This window comes from Alloprevotella sp., assembly GCF_057240785.1.
Map to the genome: position 1 here is coordinate 106238 of NZ_DBHHRH010000002.1, position 18933 is coordinate 125170.

The following is an 18933-nucleotide window of genomic DNA, read 5'->3' on the forward strand; positions in this document are numbered from 1 at the left end:
ATGATATATCTGTGCAAAAATACGATAAAGCATGCGAAGCACAAAGAAACGTACAAGTTTTTAGACTTTGGCGATTCTGAACTTTGAACTACCCATGTTTTTCAGACATCTGTCACCCAGTCTTTTTATCATTTACCAACAATGAAGGTTAAGGGAGAAAACCATAAAAGAGAAAAGGGGAAAAATTATCTAAAAAAACTCAGAAAACGCCTATCTTTGTAAATATAATTCGTATTCTAACAAGTTGAGAATGGCTTAAAACTCATCTCAAAGTAAAGTGGTCCTAAAACTCTTACTTCTCATCTGGCCGTCCCAATAAGGATGCCGAAAAATACAATAAGGATATTTTCAAATGCAATAAGGCTGTTGGCTGACATCCTTATTGCATTTCTAAACAGAATAAGGAAGCAAGCAGTCCTCCTTCAGCAAAAAACACGCTTTTTAGGATTACCAACCCACTACCAGGGGTAATTTTCCACTACATCTATGAAAATTCACGCGTGCTCAAAGATATTTTTTAGCTAAAACGATAAATTCTCGCGCTATATTGAGAAATGCATTTGTCAAATAATAAGGCAGTAAAATAAACCTCAACATCTTTTGCTTAAAAAGTCGTAACTTTGCAGTCGAAAAGACCAAGTATATGACCAGAGAGAAGCAAGTAGAATTCAACGCCTTGGGCGAACAGCCTGTAGGGAGACTCTTGATGCAATATGCCATTCCAGCCATCGTTGCCATGGCTGCATCTTCCGTGTACAACATCATCGATGGTGTTTTCATAGGACAAGGCGTCGGCCCTGAGGCCATTATGGGGTTGGCACTTACCGGACCGGTCATGCTGCTTACGGCTGCTTTTGGAGCCATGGTAGGCGTGGGCGGTTCGACGCTGATGTCCATTCGGCTCGGACAGAAAGACTACAAAACGGCACAGGACATTCTGGGGAATGTACTCTTCATGAATCTCACCATGGGACTTTCGTTAGGATTTATCTTGCAAGTGTTTCTCACTCCCATCTTGCGCTTTTTCGGGGCGAGCAATGTAACGATCGAGCCCGCTCACGATTTTATGACTGTTATACTTGCAGGCAATGTTGTGACCCACATGTATTTGGGTCTGAACGCTCTGCTTCGATCCACCAATCGTCCGCAGAAAGCTATGATGGCAACTATCGGAACGGTGGTGTGCAACTGCCTCTTGGCGCCACTCTTCATTTTTGTGCTGCATTGGGGCATTCGAGGAGCAGCACTCGCCACAGTGTGCTCTCAGCTCATCATGCTGATGTGGCAGTTTCATCTCTTCGCCGATAAATCGAACCTCGTGCATCTTGAACCTAAACTCCCCAACATTCGCTGGGACATTATCAAGAAATCACTTATCACGGGGCTACCGCAATTTCTGATAAATCTCTGTGCCTGCCTCGTGGCAATCCTCATCACCCGCAGTCTGACGCAATACGGTAATGAAACCAACCTTGGAGGCGATGTAGCAGTAGGCGGGTATGGCATCTCCTATCGTCTGGTACTTTTCATCGTTATGATTGTCATCGGTCTGAACCAAGGGATGCAACCCATTGCCGGCTACAATTATGGCGCACAAAAATATGATCGTTTATTGGAAGTCCTCAAAAAGGCTATTATATTTGCAACATGTATCACCACTACGGGATGTTTGGCGTGCTTCATCTTTGCAACGCCATTGGCCACTCTCTTCGCAAAGGATTCGCCCGCACTGATTCAGCAAGCAGCCCACACGCTGCGCATCATGGTGGCCACATTCCCGCTCGTCGGCATTCAGATTATGTCGGTGGCATTCTTCCAGAGCATCGGCTTCTCGGGAAAGAGCATATTTCTCGCGCTCACGCGTCAGCTCATTTTCCTCATCCCGCTGATTCTGATTCTGCCACATATCTTCAGCAACCCCGTTAATGGTGTTCTCTTCTCTCTCCCTGCTGCCGACACTTTGGCGTTCTTAATCGCCATCACGCTGCAGGCGCAACAAGTGAGAAAACTCAAAAAAATGATAAAATAAAAGAGCAAGAGATGAAAGCAATGTTTCTGAAACTTCACAACTCAGCTCGCTCAACTTATAACTAACAACTTATGGAACCATTTGTCATCACTATCGGGCGACAACTCGGAGCTGGCGGCCGCGCCATCGGACATTTTCTGGCTAAGGAGTTCGACATGGACTACTATGATAAAGAAATCCTTGCTATAGCGGCGAAAGAAAGTGGCTACAGCGAAGACATTTTCGAGAAAAACGATGAAAAGAAAGGTTTCTTCGGACATGCCTTCCGTTCTGTCATTCCTATGATTGGAACGGGCGAATACTACAACAATTCTATCTCTGAAGAGGCTCTCTTCCGCCTTCAGAGCGATGCCATTCTCAAGGCTGCCAATGCGCATAGTAGTGTTTTCATCGGCCGCGTTGCCGACTATGTTCTGCGCAACAATCCGCGTTGCATCAATATTTTTCTCACAGCCAACTACGAAGATCGCATCTCGCGCGTGATGGAACGCCGCAACGTGGATCGCAAGGTGGCTCGTCGTTTGCTCGAAAAGGGAGAAAGCCAACGTGCCGAATTCTACAATTTCTATAGTTCGCGTACATGGGGCGAAGCCGACACATACCACCTTTGTCTCAACACTAGCGTTGTAGGTATTGAAAAAAGCGGTGAAATCATCAAGGAGTTCGTGAAAACAAAGTTTGGGCTATGAAACGCATCGGTCTGCTTTCCGACACTCATTCTTATTGGGACGAACGCTACGAGAAATACTTTGCCGATGTTGATGAAATCTGGCACGCAGGTGATATTGGTTCTACGGAACTTGCCGAACGCTTTCAAGCCTTCAAGCCCTTCCGCGCCGTTTGCGGCAACTGCGACGGTGGCGACCTCAGGCGTATGTTCCCCGAACTCTTGCGGTTCAAATGCGAAGACGCCGACATCATGATAAAACACATTGGCGGCTACCCCGGCAACTACGATCGCTCCATCGTTGGGAGAATGTACACCAGTCCGCCCGACCTCTTCATCTCTGGGCATAGCCATATTCTCAAAATCCTCTACGACAAAACACTCCGCTGTCTACATATCAATCCTGGTGCGGCAGGCTTGCAAGGGTGGCAAAAGGTGCGCACACTCGTCCGCTTCACTGTTGACGGAAAAGAATTTAAGGACTTAGAGGTGATTGAGTTGGGCGAAAAGAAAAAAGATAAACAAAATCAATAAAACATTTATTTATTGAAAACTCTCTCTAATAGGAGAGTTCCCCTATATAAAAAGAACCTGACACAACAAATACTGCGTGAGAAATAGAACATCACCAGCCCAATATGTAGAAAATATTATATACTTTTGCAACATTCAATAACTTAAGATATCTTTATGAAAAAGTACTTATTCTTACTCTTGGCAATGCTGCCTATCCTGTTTGTAGCTTGCTCCTCCGATGATGACGAAACTGCATCTCTGAAAGGAACCACATGGGTATGTTCCGACAAGGACGAAGGTGTTAGAACCTTAGTTTTTAATAAAACAGAATTCTTATACACGCTAAATAGCGACCAAGAAACCGTTTCTATCAAGGGAACTTACACATACAACCCGCCGCTTATCACTCTTACAGGAAAAGATCCGAAGACCAACAAGGAAGAGACGATGACGGGATCAATAAACAAAGACAAATTGTCAATTGGAGAAATTGTTTATACTAAACAAAAGTAGAAGAAAATAGTTTGTGATAACAACGCCGCAAACACAAATATCCTTATTGCATTTCCGAATACAATAAGGAGGTCAGCTGATAGGACAAGGGAATCAGCTGGTGTACCTTATTATGGCAAAGGTGGCAAAAGATTTGTTAGCAAAAAGAGGATAGAAACGAGTCCGCACGCCTGAGTTTTTTCAGACGACAAAGGGAAGAAAAAACAAAGATGGTATTGTGCAGAGAGAGACAACTCACACAATACAGAAAACAAGAGAAAGGACTGCAAGGCAAGCAAAGAAAAGCATATTGCGAGAAGTCTTGCCAAGGATTTTATTCAATTCTCGCCCACGGTTGATACGCACCATTTCGCGCCAAGTAAGAAAATGTGGGAGCAGATAAAGCAGGACGAGCGGAGCAGACAAAAGGCCATAGAAAGCGAGGGCGGAAAAACATAATGCACCGAAAACGCCTTGCAACAGATAGAACCAACTGCCAAAACGCCCACCAAGCACGGCTATTAAAGTGCGCTTGCCACAGGCGCGGTCAGTATCGCGATCGCGATAATTATTGAGCACGAGAAGCGTGTCGGTAATCAGTCCTACCGCGGCACTGAGCCACCACACTTCCGGGATGAGCCAGCCGGTCAGCAAGAAATAAGTACCCGCCACGGGGACAAAGCCAAAAAACACGTAGACGAGGACATCGCCCAATCCGCAGTAGCTCAGCAACGTGGTATAAAGGAAAGCAAACACCAAACAAGCCAAACCCACGAGCAGAAAATAAGCCGTGATCAACAGGAGGTTGTCAGCCACAAAGGGGCTTGTGATAATCGAGCCGTAGAAAGTGGCCAAACCCACGATAGCCGCGAGCACCAACATCAGAGCAATGCCGCGCTTCATCGAAGACGGACTGATCCAGCCCTGCGCACAAGCGCGCTCAGGACCGAGGCGTTCTTCGCCATCTGTCCCCTTCAAAAAATCAAAAAGGTCATTGATAAAATTAGCTGCTATTTGCATCAATGCGGCAAAGAGCATACAGCCCAATACGGGCAGAAGACGGAACAGCCCAGAGGCAAAAGCCAAAGCGGAGGAGGTGACAACGGGGATGAGCGCCGCCGAGAGCGTCTTTGGGCGCGCGGCCAATAGCCAAGCGCGAGCACTGTTCTTTCTAACTTGTTCCATAAGGGCAAAAATACTGAATAATTCTGGGAGAGACAAAAACCGATACAAAAACAAAGAAGCCGGACTTGCTGATAAATCTCAATAAGCCCGACTTCTCTTTTCTTTTTATCTCCACTCCTATTGCAGATACATCAGCAGTTGTTTGAGACTTTTCTCATCACTCCAACTCCAAAAGCGGTCAGCCATCAAAGTTCGGAAAGCTTCTTTCATTTCGGGGCGCACATATTTCTTCACTTGCGTTTCGTTGGCAGGTACCTCCTTACCCGATAGCCAAAAGTAGTATTTGTCTTGCAAAGGGTAGCCCACATCGGAATCCCGCTTGTCGCGGTCGAGCTCAAAGAAAGTGTTGACATTCACGCCCGAAGCACTGGGAATATCTAAATCAAAGAAGCCTGCACTATTAGAACTATACGTCTCTTCTTTGAGAAGATTCATATTCACTGTGGTGACGCAAAGTAAATAGTTATACCCCTGACAAGCCACTACACGCCCCATCTGATTATTCACTTTCTTATATTCCACAGAATCGAGCCGAAGCCCTAACACATTATTGAGATAGGCCTTATAAATTGTGTCCTTGCGAACAAAACAGAGAGAGGCATCTTTCAGAAAGATATTGACGCTATCATCTACATGACGATTGAACGTTTGGAGTATTCTACCTTTCTGGAAAGCTTCATTGAGAAAAACTGTCTTTGAGCGGCGCAACTCTGTCTGCTGCTGGGCAAAGGCTACAACAGCGACAAAAAAAAGGCAGAGGGAGAGAAACGTGTGGCGCATAACTAAAAGGATTATGTGAAACAAGAATTGAGTAGAAGGCAAAGGGAGAGAGGCGTATTTGCAAACTATGAAGTAGCAATCCTTATCTTTCTGAACTTCACCAAAACTAACTGCTGCAAATATATAAAAATTGCCTCATTTCAGCAAAAAGGGTAAGAAAGCGGGAGGGTTTTCGCTAAAAATGCTTAACTTCGCCGCACTTAAAACTATATAACTTTTTACGTTTTTCTTTCTAACTTATGGAATGGTTAATTAAAATCATCAACAACCCTGTGCTGCCTGCGCACTTGGCACTCCTCTTTGCGCTGGTTATTTGGTTGGGTGTAAAGTTGGGTAAACTTAAACTGGGCGGTATTTCCCTCGGCGTAACCTTCGTTTTGTTCGTCGGAATCCTCGCCGGACACCTTTACCACACGTTTGTAGTGGCTCCTTCTAACGGGGAAATGGCAACAGCCATGGCCAACCAAACGCTCATCATCAATTTCATCAAGGAATTTGGCCTGGTGCTTTTTGTCTACTGCATTGGTCTGCAAGTAGGCCCGGGCTTCTTTGCCACTTTCAAAAAAGGTGGGGTTGAGATGAATCTTCTCTCCACTGCACTGATTGTTCTCAACATTGCTGTCATGCTGGCGCTCTATTTCATTTGGTTCTACTCTCCTGGAGATCCACTGAACAAAAAGAATCTCGCCATGATGACGGGTACTCTCTATGGCGCTGTTACTAACACGCCTGGTTTGGGTGCAGCCAATAATATCCTTCCGCGCTTGCTGGGCGGAAGTGCCGACTACGATCCAGGTTTCAACATAGGTAGTAGCTACGCTTGTGCCTATCCGCTGGCGGTTGTGGGTATCATCGGTGCCACCATCGCTATTCGCTATATTTGCAAAGTTAGTCTCGACAAAGAGGCCAAAGAATATGAACACGCCAACGAGGCAGATCCTTCTTCAGTTCCCGAACATTTCATTCTGCGCGTTACGAACAAAGCCGTAGTGGGCCATACGCTTCAAGAACTTCACAACTTTGTGAAGGGCGACTTCGTTTGCTCTCGTGCAAAGAAAGATGGCGAAATGTTCATTCCGAAAGAAAGCACTGTGATGGAAGAAGGAATGAAACTCTACATCGTTACTGCTACTTCAGACAAGGAAGCTATCATCGCCTTGATGGGTGAACTGATTGACGAGGACTGGAAGAAAGAAACTGAAGAAGAGAAGCGTTATATCTCACAAAGACTCATTATTTCTAAGCCTGAGGTGAATGGTATGACGTTCAACGACTTACATTTCTCTTCCCTTTACAACGTTAATGTCACACGTGTTTCACGTGCTGGTATGACACTCTTTGCGCGCAGAAACTTCCGTCTGCAAATGGGCGACCATATCCGCGTGACGGGTACGGAGGAAAATATCAATCGCGTTCGTGCTATCGTGGGCGACACGCAAAAGCGTCTCGAAGCTCCCAACGTTGGAATGATGTTCCTTGGTATTCTGCTCGGTATTTTCTTGGGACAAATTCCTATTCCTATCCCCGGAATCAGCGAACCCGTAAAGCTTGGTTTGGCTGGTGGCCCGTTGGTGCTCGGTATCCTCATCGGAGCTTTTGGCTACAAGTTTAAGATCACGGCTTATACTACCAACAGTGCCAACTTGATGCTTCGCGAGGTGGGGCTCGTACTCTTCTTGGCTGGCGTGGGTGTTCAAGCAGGTGCTACATTCTGGAACACGGTCACTAATGGCGGTTACCACTACGTTTGGATGGGTTTCCTCATCACGGTCATCCCCATTATGATTTGCGGTCTTTATGGACGCCTCAAGATGAAGTTGAACTACTTCACACTGATGGGTCTTATCGCTGGTACGAATACGGATCCCCCTGCACTTGCTTTTGCCAATCAAACAGCCAATAATGATGCGCCAGCAGTGGGTTACTCCACAGTTTATCCGCTCTCTATGTTCCTGCGAATTCTTACGGCTCAGCTCATTCTCTTGATACTCATACCGCTCGTTTGATGCACTATAATAAAAGAGCAGTCCTCTGCGGACTGCTCTTTTTCTTTTCTATCCTATCAAGCACTGTTCCATATCCAACAGTGCCTTTTTTCTGTCTGTTCCTCCAGCGTAGCCTGTGAGCGAACCATCGGAAGCAATGACGCGGTGACAGGGCACAATCAGCGATATGGGATTTCGCCCTACTGCTCCGCCAATGGCGCGCGCCGAAGTGTGGCAAGTAAGGGCCAATTGGGCGTAAGTAGTGGTGGCACCATACGGTATTGCCAACAGTTGTTGCCACACTTTTTGCTGAAAGGGAGTGCCCAAGAGTCGCAGTGGTGGTACAAAATCTGGCCGACAACCCGAAAAATACAAATCAAGCCAACGATGCGCCTCGCTAAGTACAGCATTCTTTTTCTCCACACTCACCTCACAGAGCGTTGTGCCAAAGAATTTCTGTCCCTCAAACCAGAGTCCTATCAATGCGTCCTCATGGCTTGCCAACACGATACGCCCCAATGGAGAATTGTAGGAGTGAGTGTAGATCATATCAGATGATTTTCAATCGAAATACACACAAATGTAGGAAGAAATCCTTAAGAAGTATCGTGAAGTCCCTAAAATATGTCAATATATCTGCACTACTGATTGTTTTCCGTATCTTTGGCATACTTTTGTATAGTAAGCCTCAACAAACAATAAGTACTAACTAAAAAAAATCCGACACTCATGATTTGGATTATATTTGGCGTCTTCGCCGTGATCAGCTATTTGGTTCAGTCGAACCTCAAGTCGAAATTCAAGCAATACTCTCGTGTTCCCATTGCCAGCGGAATGACGGGCGCACAAGTAGCGGAGAAAATGCTCCGCGATAATGGAATCTATGACGTGCGTGTTACGTCGGTTCCGGGGCAACTCACAGACCACTATAACCCTACCGACAAGACCGTCAACCTTAGCGAAGGCGTTTATGGGAGTTGCTCTGTTGCTGCCGCAGCCGTTGCAGCTCATGAATGTGGCCATGCTGTTCAGCACGAAAGGGCTTATGCACCGCTGCAACTCCGTTCGGCCCTCGTTCCTGTAGTAAACTTTGCTTCGCAGTGGGTGCAATGGGTACTTTTGGCAGGTATGATACTTGTCAACGCAATGCCTGGAATCCTCTTGGGAGGTATTGTACTCTTCGCACTGACCACTCTGTTTAGCTTCATCACTCTTCCCGTTGAGATTGACGCCAGCCGACGTGCTACGCAATGGCTTGCAGGAGCAGGTATCACCAGTAGAGAAAACTATCCGATGGCAGTTAGCGCACTTCGCTCTGCTGCTTACACCTACGTTGTTGCAGCACTCGGTTCGCTTGCCACACTCATCTATTATGCTCTCATATATTCGAATAACCGCGACTAAGAGAGTCAGCAGAAAACCCCTATAAAGAACGAGACACAACTGCAAAGGCCTTTCTCTTTGCCAATTGTGTCTCGTTCTTTTATTCTTATTGCTTACTACTCTCCTATTCCGTTTTATGACTCAGTAGATTGCAAATCCCTTTTTGATAATGAAAGTGAAGCGTCTAAAGTTATCTTACAGAAGTTTCTGAAGGCGAGAATAAAACTTATTTGTCAGCCGACGGAGTATTTTTAAGCTGTTTCTTCTTCCATTTGGTGCGCAGCCAAATAATAAGGGCGAGGACGAGAAGAACAACTTTCTTTCCAAACTTCCAAGCAATGTAAATCCAAGCCCATTCTTGAGGGAGTTTTTCTAAATAAGTATCGAGAAAGAAGAAAGCAGCAAAGCCCATAGATATGATAATGATGAACCATGCTATCTGTATCCAAAAATTCTGATACCATTGCTTCGGTTTTTCGCTTTCTTCCGCATCTTTGTCTTTTCCCAAGAGATGATAAATAATGGCAAAGATGAGAAAGGCAAGGAGCATAAGAGCAATGACGATCAGCATTCTTGTGCTCGAGGAGGGATGCCCATACCCCATTTTTTCAGAAAGGAAATCGATCAAGAAAAACAATCCGAATGCGCTCCCAAAGGTTAGTAGGAAGATGCCGAACTGATAGAAGATATATTTCCAAAACTGATGTTTGTTCTGCCGATAGAGTTGTCTCAGTTTATTCCACTTCATGAGGATGATTGTTGATGGCTTTGCTAAAGCAATCGCGGCAGAGCGGTTCGTATTCATCCTTTTCGCCAAGCATCACCTGCTTTTCGCCTTTCACGATGCGGTGACTAAATTGTGCCAGATTGCCGCAGCGCACACAGATAGCGTGAACTTTCGTAACGTCCTCGGCAATAGCCATCAGTGCGGGCATTGGGCCGAAAGGATTACCTAAGAAGTCCATATCCAGTCCTGCCACAATGACGCGCTTGCCCGCATCAGCCATTTTCTTACACACATCTACGAGCGTTTCGTCGAAGAACTGCGCTTCATCGATTCCCACCACTTCAGCATCGGAAGCCAGCAGCAGAATACTATTTGGGGCATCCACTGGCGTTGATTTGATATCGTTGGAATCATGAGAGACCACGTTTTCTTCGCTATAACGCGTATCAATAGTGGGCTTATAGATTTCCACGTTCTGATGGGCAAACTGGGCGCGTTTCAGGCGACGGATGAGTTCTTCCGTTTTGCCCGAGAACATAGAACCGCAGATCACTTCAATATGTCCGTGGCGCATGTATTCGTGTTGAAAATAGTGATTCATTCCTCTGAGTTGATTTTCGGAGAGCGAAGATAATAAATTATTCTGTTTGTTTCTCTATAAGAGAGACTCTATGCTACTGATAAATTTCCTAAAATTATTGGGGCGCACAACTCATTTGATATTTCTTATTTGAAACAACCGTAATGAAACGTGCCATTATGGAGCGTTTCATATTCTATATATAGATTATTTCCTATGGATGTACCGCCCAAAAAGAAACAGCCACCAGTCGATAAAGAACTGGTGGCTGTTGGGAAGTATTCAGTCTTTTGTAATTCAGAAGGCGTTACAAGTGCCCAAGCTACGATCTACAAGAAGACCGTCCTTAGCTTTAAGGTTGAATTTGCCTGCTTTCTTAGCTTTGAGCTTGATGACGAAAAGTTTACCATCTTCCAGTAAGAAATTGTTACCGCGGTTCACAAAACAGGGGAAGAGCTCCTTCTGACCGTTAGTATGTAAACGGTCGTAAGTGAGGTTCACCATGTCTTTCATATTGATAAGTTCGATACCTTGGTATTCAAACTCACTTGTGCTATAAGGCAGAGCGAAACTCAAACCATTAACGCATTTCAGATCCTTACCGCTCACAGTGATACGAACCTCATCGCCAGCAGCGAAGCTGTTCTTGTCTGCTGTCAGGAGCAGTTTTCCGCTCACCTTGTCGCTCGCGCGTTGTGCCGCACCTCCGTCAAGCTGAGTTGTCACAATAGAGATGTCGTAGGCGTCAATAAGACCATTCTTATTGATGTCGCCACTGCTCACATAATCGAAGTCAGCATCACCGCGGCGCAGGCCTGTGTAGTTCATGTAGCTTGTCAAGTCGTTCTCGTCAATACGCTTGTCGTGGTTGATGTCGCCTTGCAAGATGCTTTCGCTACCTGGAACTTTGAACACATACATTTGGCGTCCGCTTGCGAAGTTGCCAGCGGCTTCCGTCACATTCAAGCGGATGTAGCGAGCTGAGGGATTGCCTTCGAAAGCAAAGGTCTTCGTCTCTCCATCGCGGTTCCACGTAAAGTCAATAGGCTTCGACCACGTTTGGCGGTCTGTGGAGTAAGAGATTGTTCCCTTTGTCAGCGTACCATTGCCGCCGTCTTCGCGTGGGAGATACTCCAGTTTGTCGAGTTCATTCACAGAGCGGAGATCCAGTGTAAGCGTAAAAGGCACTGCATCGCCTTTGCCCCATTTCGAGTGCCATGTTGAGCGCTGGTCGTAGTCGAAGAGTTTGTTAACTCCCATTCCGGGTTGGTTCTCACAAGTGGTTTGTCCCATGATGTTCTTCACGGCGAACTGATAAGGATCAGCCTTTGTGCGAGCTTTCACTGCGCACCAAGGAGAGAAACCCTCCTTGTTGACAGCGCGCACCTTAAAGCTGTAGTCAGTTTCGGGTTTCAAGCCGTCGAAGGTAAGTTCCTGGTCGGTAATTGTAGAATAGAGTTGACCGTCATACTCTATTTCGTAGTAGTCTGCATTCTGCACCTTTTCCCATGAAGGCGTGAGCGTGTACGTCTTTACGTTGTCGTCTGTAAACGTTACGTTGGGGACAGACAGCGGGCCAGAAGTTTTCAGCAGTGCACTGACGGGCGCAAATTCGTAACCTTTCACTTGTAGCTCTACTGTATTCTTCGTTACGTCAGTCTTACCAAGCTTGACGAGCAACTGCGGGTTCTTCGTAATCTCTTTTTTCTCAAATTCACTACCTGCTGTGGCGAAACGATTCAGATTAGGGTACGGATTGAAGAAAAAGACATTCTGACCATTTTCATAAGCCTGCAAGCTGGTAACCTTAGTGAGTTTCACATTCTTACCACCCACTTTAGCCACCACCTTTTTGGGGGCACGCGTAGCATTGATGAAGAATTCTGTTTCCTTGTTAGCTTCAAAGCCTTTATAGTTGCCTACAGTTTTCTCCACCTTCACGTTGAGTACATCCTTCACCAAGCTACTCATGATATCGGTGTGCGTAGCGTCACCCTTGAGATATGCCTGCGTTTCACCATCGTCGTCGTATTCCGTAAAGCAGTTTGCACCATCGGGATAAAGCTCGTAGGCGCGATAGTCCTTGCGGATTTCAGAAGGATTGTTGTTGGGGTTCGTCATCGGTATGATGGCGCCCGCTTTCACAAAGACGGGGAGTTTCCAAAGCGGCGCATCGTAGTTGTTGATAATGCGACCACCAAAGAAAATCTGTCCGTCGTAATAGTCCACCCATTTGCCTTCGGGCAGGTATATACCGTTGCGTATATCGTTGCCCTCCTTGTCGGCTTTGGTGTCCTTATAGATAGGAGCTACTAAGAAACTCGGACCGTAGAGATATTCGTACTCCGTCTTCGTGCCGAGCGTGTAGTCGTTAGGATAGTCGAGGAAGAGCGCACGAATCATGGGCTTGCCGTAAACTGCCTCCTCTGCGATGCTGTAAGTATAGGGCATCAGCATTGATTTGAGCTTCAGATAAGAGCGGTTGATACTCGTAGCGGGTTCACCAAGCACCATCGGATATTTCGGGTTTGCGCCCCAACCGTCCATATTGAGCTCCATCGGTGTAAACGTTTTCCATTGGAATTCGCGTACATTCACCGGCACGTTCTTACCGCCAAAGATGCCGTCCACATCGCTTGTGATATTGGGCTGCCCAGAAAGTCCCGAACCGATGAAGGTGGGGATGTGGAAGCGAATATATTCCCAGTCGCCTCCTGTTTGGTCGCCCGACCAGATTCCCGCGTAGCGCTGCGTACCTGCCCAACCATCGAGGCTGATGATAAAGGGGCGCGCATCGTGGCCGTACTTCGGCATGATTTCGCCTACATCGGCCACACCGTTGAGGCCGAAGCTGTAGCCGGCACCTACCCAAGCCACGTCGGTCTTTAAGACACGGACGCCTGCCACGCCTACTTCCTTTTTGATGTCGCGTTGTAGCAGAGCTTCAATGCCGTCTTTCGGGTGGAGATCGCTTTGTGTCCACAAACCAATCTGTACCCCCTTCGAGCGCGCATAATCGCCAAAGCTTTTCAAGTTGGCAATGTTGCCATCAAGCGTGGCTGTTTGGCCATAGCCTGCTCCGTAGCCGTCGTTAGGTAAGAACCATCCGAGCGGCATATCGTTTTTCAGATAGCGATCTATAGCGGCGCGAGCTGAAAACTGATAATTATTTTTCTCACCATTGAGACTTTCTTTGATACCTCCGTTGTCCTTTTGGCTCTCGTTGTAGCGTTTGCCGTCCTCATAAGCCATGAAGCCGTTTTCATTCTCCGTCCAGTAGTCACGATTATAGGCATTGAGATGACCTTCGTAGAAACCAAATTTTGGCAGTAGCACGGGATTTCCCGTCAGCTGGTAGAAATCGGAAAGCAAAGATGACGGTTCTTTATCTACCATGAGGAATACGTCGAGATAATTCTCCGAGTGGGAAAGCGTCACTTTCTTAGCATCTTCTGCTCCGAAATCGTAGCGACCAGGCTTGAAAGTATGCCACAAAAGGCCGTACCCCTTTGTTGACCAATAGAAAGGAGTGGGAGAAGCCACACCGCCATCCACCCAGTTGTTCGTGTTTTCGATGGCAATAGACTTTCCTCTATGGGAGAAACGACCATTTTGCACGCCGCCACCATAGAAATATTCATTGGGTTGAGCAGCAAATGTGAGGGTGGTTTTTGCATCCGTGATATTGGCAGCTGCCAGCTCGCGCACCACTTCTGTTCCCTCACCGTTGAGCACGGAGAGAAGCCCTGAAGTAGCATTTAGGCGAAGTTGTACTTTCGGCGTAGCAATGATATAGTAGCCATTGTCTTTTGTCAAGTTGATATGCTCCACGCTCTTTCGCGGATTGTCCACGAGGATTTGTGCGGGCGGCTGTGCCTGCGGATTGCGCACCTTTCCGCCCTTGTTGTCCTGGAACAGACGGAAGATGTTCTCACCGTAGAAGTCGATGGTGAGCACCTGTCCGTTCTGATAGCGCACCTCAAAGGTGGTAGCGTTCAGTTGATTCACTCCGCTGATTGCGCTAGCAGTCTGGCTGATAGTGACCATGGAGGACGGAACGAAGGCCATAGCCGGAACGCCGGCCACGAGCGGCAGAGCGAGCGCCAAAGCTGCGCAACGTCCTCGTCCTTTTGATGTGTAATGTTTCATCGGGTGTATAATTGTTATTTCGATTTTCCAAATTAGGCACAAATTTACAAAGAATATCCATTCAATACAAGGGGCGAGCAGCTTCCTCCCTTCGAGAGTGAGCGAGAGTTGAAGGATAAGGCCGCAAAACAAAGCTATTGCAGTGAGAGTTCTGCTGGATTATGAGCCGCATAAAGGCCATGATAGTTGCACAGCACTTTGTCAAGAGAATTCGTATTCTGCGGCTCTGAGAATCTCTCGAAATCAAAACCGAAATAGAGCGGTGCACCTGCAAGTCTTGCTGAGTTGCCCGTCCGATAAAGCTACCCATGGATACAATAAGGATATTTTGAAATGCAATAAGGCTGTCAGCTGACATCCTTATTGTATCGGCCGACAGGATAAGGAAAAATACGAGCGTTTTAATGAAGAAAGAGGGCGTTTTTGTGTTGTTGAGCGTCAAAAAGCAGGTATTTTTCCAAAACTTAAAGGTTAAGGTGGATATTTTAATGCGGTTTTTTGCTTCCTCCCCACTTTTTGCACGCTATATTGAGATAGTGGTTTGTCAAGTAATAGGGCGGTTTTACTTGTGGGAGATAAGATGTAGTTATCGAGCTTTTCGGACGAATAGGACACATAAAATTATAGCGAGATTTGAGAAAATCTGATATTGCCCAATTCTAATCTTTGCTTTATCTTTGCTATCCGAAACGGTAATAAGAGAAATGGCAAAGAAAATAACGCGGTTGGAGGCTCTGAGGATCATTCTTTCCAACAAAGTGGTGAGGTCGCAAGCTGACATACAACGCGAATTGGCGCGCGCAGGCTTTAAGGTTTCACAACCTACGGTGTCGAGCGATTTGCAGAAGCTTCACGCCTTGCGACAAAAGACGCCAGATGGCTACCAACTGATTCTTCCCAAGACAGAAGGTTACCGCCGACCGATACCTATTGAGGCTTTACCAGAATATTTACAGAACACGGGCGTTGTAGGCATCACCTTTTCGGGCACTTTGGCCGTTCTCCACACACGTCCGGGCTATGCGGCGGGGCTTGCTGCCGATATTGATAGCCATCATTTGCCTGAAGTGGCAGGTACGGTGGCGGGCTACGACACCTTGTTTGTGGCGCAAGCTGAAGGTATCGAACGCCAGCAGCTCATTGACGCACTCTCCAGCGTGATTCCCGCACTCAAGGCTGTGCTCTTATAAATTTTGAGAAATAACAATGGCGTCGGTCAACACTCATGAGATGTTGACCGACGCCGTTATATATCTTCAAAAAAATACTTATTCTTCTGATTTGTATTTGCCAACAAACTCGTTGAGCAACTCAATGCCTTTCTCGGTGGAAATACCGCGGAGATAAGCGATAGTGGAAGAAGAGAGAAGTTCAAAGAGAGGAACGGTGTTGTAAAACCCTTTTTCTATCAAGGCATCTATGATAGCCACACCCACTTCATAAACCATTTCTGGATTGATCTCGGAACGGAAAAGTCCCTGACTGATGCCGCGCTCGATAAACTCAAGGGCGTTGGCCTTGTTCTCCTTTCGATGGCACAACATATTCTCCCGCAGTTTGTCGTAGAGAGGAAGATCGTTGAGAAACTCTTTTGAAAATTTCTGGATTTCCATCATGTTGAGTTGGAGATCGCTGAGAATGATTTCTATGACGTTGTCAGTCTCCGCCATGATATTTTCAATTTGCTGTTGGTGCTCTGCCATCGCTTTTTGCTGGCACGCAAGGAGCAAGCTCTCTTTTGTATCGAAGAGTTGATAGAGTGTGCGCTTAGATATATGGAGCTGATGCGATACATCGTCCATCGTAACGGCTCGGATACCGCGTTTGTGAAACAGTTCCTGCCCCGCAGCAATCACTCGCTCCCGTAGTAACGCTTTATCATTTATCGCTTTCATTTGTTCCCTTAAATTGTATAATTCCAAATGTCTTATCCGCAAAGTTAAGATAAAAACTTCTGTATTAGCTATAAGTTTTAGTCTTTCTTTACTTTTAGCAGCAAGGATTTCTTCTAAAAAGAATGATTCTTGCAGTACATCTGTTAGTCAGTGGGTGCTTTCTAATGAAAAAATGTATCTTTGCAAAATAGAGATACATTATAAAGAACAAACCAGATAAGTATGGTGAAAATTACTAAAGAAGCTGCCTTGCATTATCATGCAATGGGCAAGCCCGGCAAGATTGAGATTGTTCCCACAAAGCCTTATCGCACACAGACAGATCTCTCTCTGGCCTATTCACCTGGTGTGGCTGAGCCATGCCTTGAGATTCAGAAAAATCCGCACGACGTTTATCGCTATACCAACAAAGGTAACCTCGTTGCTGTGATCAGTAACGGCACGGCCGTTCTCGGCTTGGGCGACATCGGCGCTATGAGTGGCAAACCCGTGATGGAAGGAAAATCACTCCTCTTCAAAATCTACGCTGGCGTGGATGCTTTCGATATAGAAGTGGACGAGAAAGACCCCGAAAAGTTTATACAAGCGGTCAAAGCTATCGCCCCCACTTTTGGCGGTATCAACTTGGAGGACATCAAAGCACCTGAGTGTTTCGAGATTGAACGCCGACTGAAGGAAGAACTCGATATTCCCGTGATGCACGATGACCAGCACGGCACGGCCATTATTTCGGCCGCCGGAATGCTAAATGCCGTGGATGTGGCAGGAAAGCGTATGGAAGAAGTGAAAGTAGTGGTAAACGGTGCCGGTGCAGCCGCTATCAGTTGTTCCCGTCTTTATTGTGCTTTCGGTGTGCGTAAGGAAAACATTGTGATGCTTGATTCTAAAGGTGTGATAACGGCAGATCGCCCCAATCTCACCGAACAAAAGCGCGAATTTGCCACCACTCGCACAGACGTACATTCCTTGGCCGAAGCAATGGTTGGGGCTGATATTTTTGTAGGTCTTTCAAAAGGAAATATCGTATCACAAGAGATGGTTCGCACAATGGCTAAAAATCCCATCATCTTTGCATTGGCTAATCCTGTGCCCGAGATTTCTTACGAAGAAGCTAAGGCGGCTCGTCCAGACGTGCTGATGTCTACGGGGCGCACGGACTATCCCAATCAGATCAATAATGTCATTGGTTTTCCCTATATTTTCCGCGGTGCGTTGGACGTGGCTGCTACGGCCATCAACGAAGAAATGAAAATGGCTGCGGCGCGCGCCATTGCCGAACTGGCTCGCCGCCCTGTGCCCGATATTGTGAATCGTGCCTATCATGTGCGCAACTTCACTTTTGGCCCTGACTATTTCATTCCGAAGCCCGTTGATCCGCGCCTCATCACGGAGGTGAGCATGGCGGTGGCAAAGGCCGCTATCGATAGTGGCGTGGCACGAAAGGACATCTCCGACTGGCGCGCTTATCGTCAGCACTTGCGCGAACTCATGGGGCAGGAAACTAAATTCACGCAGAATCTATATGCCGCGGCAAAGCTCCACCCGAAGCGCGTGGTTTATGCCGAGGGTACTCACCCTACTATGCTCCAGGCTGCAGTGCAGGCAAAGGAGGAGGGATTCTGCGAACCTATCCTTTTGGGTAACGAAATCAAGATTAAAGCCTTAGCGGCTGAATTGCATCTCGACTTGACGGGTTGCCAGCTGCTGAATCTTCGCGACGATTCGCAGATTGACCGCCGCCACCACTACGCCCGTCTGTTGGCCGAAAAGAAGCAGCGCGAGGGGTACACCTTGCAGGAAGCAATGGACAAGATGTATGAGCGAAACTACTTTGGCATGATGATGGTGGAAACTGGCGACGCTGACGCTTTCATTACTGGATTATACACCAAATATAGTAATACGATCAAGGTAGCAAAGGAAGTGATTGGCATACGGGAGGGCTACTCGCACTTTGGTACTATGCACCTGATTTCCTCTAAAAAAGGCATTTTCTTCATAGCCGACACGCTCATCAACCGCGACCCAGACGAGGAAACACTCTACGACCTCGCCAAGCTCTCGGCTTCAACGGTACGCTTCTTCAACCGCACTCCGACTATAGCCATGTTGAGTTATTCCAACTTTGGTTCGGACAATGAAGGCAAGCCTGCTGTCGTGCACGATGTAGTCAGTCGGATGCAACAAGAATTCCCCGACTTAGCGATAGATGGAGAGATGCAGGTAAACTTCGCCCTCGACCGCCAGCTTCGCGATGAGAAGTATCCCTTTACGCGCCTCAAAGGACAGGACGTGAACACACTTGTTTTCCCCACTCTCTCAGCGGCCAATTCGGCTTATAAGATGGTGAAAGCTATCAATATGGCCGATGATGGAGAAGTGATAGGCCCTATTCAGATGGGACTGAACAAACCAATCCATTTTACAGACTTCGAAAGCAGCGTGCGCGACATCGTCAATGTCACAGCCGTTGCGGTGCTCGATGCAACCGTACAGAGTAAACTCGAAGAGTTGCCCAATTTGTAAAAAGTTTCTTCTTGTATAA

General features: G+C 46.8%; 15 protein-coding genes. 8 read left to right on the forward strand and 7 right to left on the reverse strand.

Annotated features, from left to right (window positions below; genetic code table 11):
• The first annotated feature begins 643 nt into the window (after positions 1–643).
• From ACO4R2_RS00750 to ACO4R2_RS00765, 4 genes are all read left to right on the forward strand, one after another.
• Positions 644–2029, forward strand: coding sequence for an MATE family efflux transporter (locus ACO4R2_RS00750; protein ID WP_484768806.1), 1386 nt, complete (start codon positions 644–646; stop codon positions 2027–2029).
• A 71-nt stretch (positions 2030–2100) separates the two neighbouring features.
• The gene (locus tag ACO4R2_RS00755) at positions 2101–2718 is read left to right on the forward strand and encodes a cytidylate kinase-like family protein (protein WP_484768807.1); all 618 of its coding nucleotides are present in this window, start codon (positions 2101–2103) and stop codon (positions 2716–2718) included.
• Positions 2715–3230: a metallophosphoesterase family protein gene (locus ACO4R2_RS00760; RefSeq protein WP_315090714.1), complete on the forward strand. Its 516-nt coding sequence runs from the start codon at positions 2715–2717 to the stop codon at positions 3228–3230. The genes ACO4R2_RS00755 and ACO4R2_RS00760 overlap by 4 nt, the downstream gene beginning before the upstream one ends.
• A gap of 156 nt (positions 3231–3386) precedes the next feature.
• Positions 3387–3725 carry a hypothetical protein gene (locus ACO4R2_RS00765; RefSeq protein ID WP_484768808.1) on the forward strand — a complete coding sequence of 113 codons (339 nt, stop codon included), beginning with the start codon at positions 3387–3389 and terminating at the stop codon, positions 3723–3725.
• Between the two features lie 234 nt (positions 3726–3959).
• Here the strand turns inward: ACO4R2_RS00765 and menA are convergent, their stop codons facing one another.
• Entirely contained in the window at positions 3960–4889 is a 930-nt protein-coding gene (gene menA, locus ACO4R2_RS00770) for a 1,4-dihydroxy-2-naphthoate octaprenyltransferase (protein ID WP_484768809.1), read from the reverse strand.
• A 117-nt stretch (positions 4890–5006) separates the two neighbouring features.
• A complete protein-coding gene (locus ACO4R2_RS00775; protein WP_484768810.1) occupies positions 5007–5669 on the reverse strand; it encodes a hypothetical protein in 663 nt (220 codons plus the stop codon).
• A gap of 239 nt (positions 5670–5908) precedes the next feature.
• Here ACO4R2_RS00775 and ACO4R2_RS00780 point away from each other — a divergent pair, with 239 nt between their 5' ends.
• Complete coding sequence (locus ACO4R2_RS00780) at positions 5909–7675, forward strand: putative transporter (RefSeq protein WP_484768811.1); 1767 nt, start codon at positions 5909–5911, stop codon at positions 7673–7675.
• Positions 7676–7723: 48 nt separating this feature from the next.
• Here the strand turns inward: ACO4R2_RS00780 and ACO4R2_RS00785 are convergent, their stop codons facing one another.
• A complete protein-coding gene (locus ACO4R2_RS00785; protein ID WP_484768812.1) occupies positions 7724–8203 on the reverse strand; it encodes a methylated-DNA--[protein]-cysteine S-methyltransferase in 480 nt (159 codons plus the stop codon).
• Positions 8204–8383: 180 nt separating this feature from the next.
• Between ACO4R2_RS00785 and ACO4R2_RS00790 the strand changes: the two genes are divergently transcribed.
• A complete protein-coding gene (locus ACO4R2_RS00790) occupies positions 8384–9058 on the forward strand; it encodes a zinc metallopeptidase (protein ID WP_484768813.1) in 675 nt (224 codons plus the stop codon).
• A 205-nt stretch (positions 9059–9263) separates the two neighbouring features.
• Here the strand turns inward: ACO4R2_RS00790 and ACO4R2_RS00795 are convergent, their stop codons facing one another.
• The 3 genes from ACO4R2_RS00795 to ACO4R2_RS00805 all read right to left on the reverse strand — a co-directional run bounded on the left by ACO4R2_RS00795 (position 9264) and on the right by ACO4R2_RS00805 (position 14493).
• Positions 9264–9785, reverse strand: coding sequence for a hypothetical protein (locus ACO4R2_RS00795; RefSeq protein WP_484768814.1), 522 nt, complete (start codon positions 9783–9785; stop codon positions 9264–9266).
• Positions 9772–10365 carry a thymidine kinase gene (locus ACO4R2_RS00800; protein WP_484768815.1) on the reverse strand — a complete coding sequence of 198 codons (594 nt, stop codon included), beginning with the start codon at positions 10363–10365 and terminating at the stop codon, positions 9772–9774. Before ACO4R2_RS00800 ends, ACO4R2_RS00795 begins: the two co-directional genes overlap by 14 nt.
• 276 nt (positions 10366–10641) lie before the next feature.
• Positions 10642–14493: a TIM-barrel domain-containing protein gene (locus ACO4R2_RS00805; protein WP_484768816.1), complete on the reverse strand. Its 3852-nt coding sequence runs from the start codon at positions 14491–14493 to the stop codon at positions 10642–10644.
• Between the two features lie 704 nt (positions 14494–15197).
• Here ACO4R2_RS00805 and ACO4R2_RS00810 point away from each other — a divergent pair.
• The gene (locus tag ACO4R2_RS00810; protein WP_311490711.1) at positions 15198–15683 is read left to right on the forward strand and encodes an ArgR family transcriptional regulator; all 486 of its coding nucleotides are present in this window, start codon (positions 15198–15200) and stop codon (positions 15681–15683) included.
• A 78-nt stretch (positions 15684–15761) separates the two neighbouring features.
• On the opposite strand, the gene ACO4R2_RS00815 is transcribed toward ACO4R2_RS00810, so the two are convergent.
• Positions 15762–16388, reverse strand: a complete 627-nt coding sequence (locus tag ACO4R2_RS00815; RefSeq protein WP_484768817.1) for a TetR/AcrR family transcriptional regulator — start codon at positions 16386–16388, stop codon at positions 15762–15764.
• Positions 16389–16610: 222 nt separating this feature from the next.
• Here ACO4R2_RS00815 and ACO4R2_RS00820 point away from each other — a divergent pair, with 222 nt between their 5' ends.
• Positions 16611–18914 carry an NADP-dependent malic enzyme gene (locus ACO4R2_RS00820; RefSeq protein ID WP_484768818.1) on the forward strand — a complete coding sequence of 768 codons (2304 nt, stop codon included), beginning with the start codon at positions 16611–16613 and terminating at the stop codon, positions 18912–18914.
• Positions 18915–18933 lie beyond the last annotated feature (19 nt).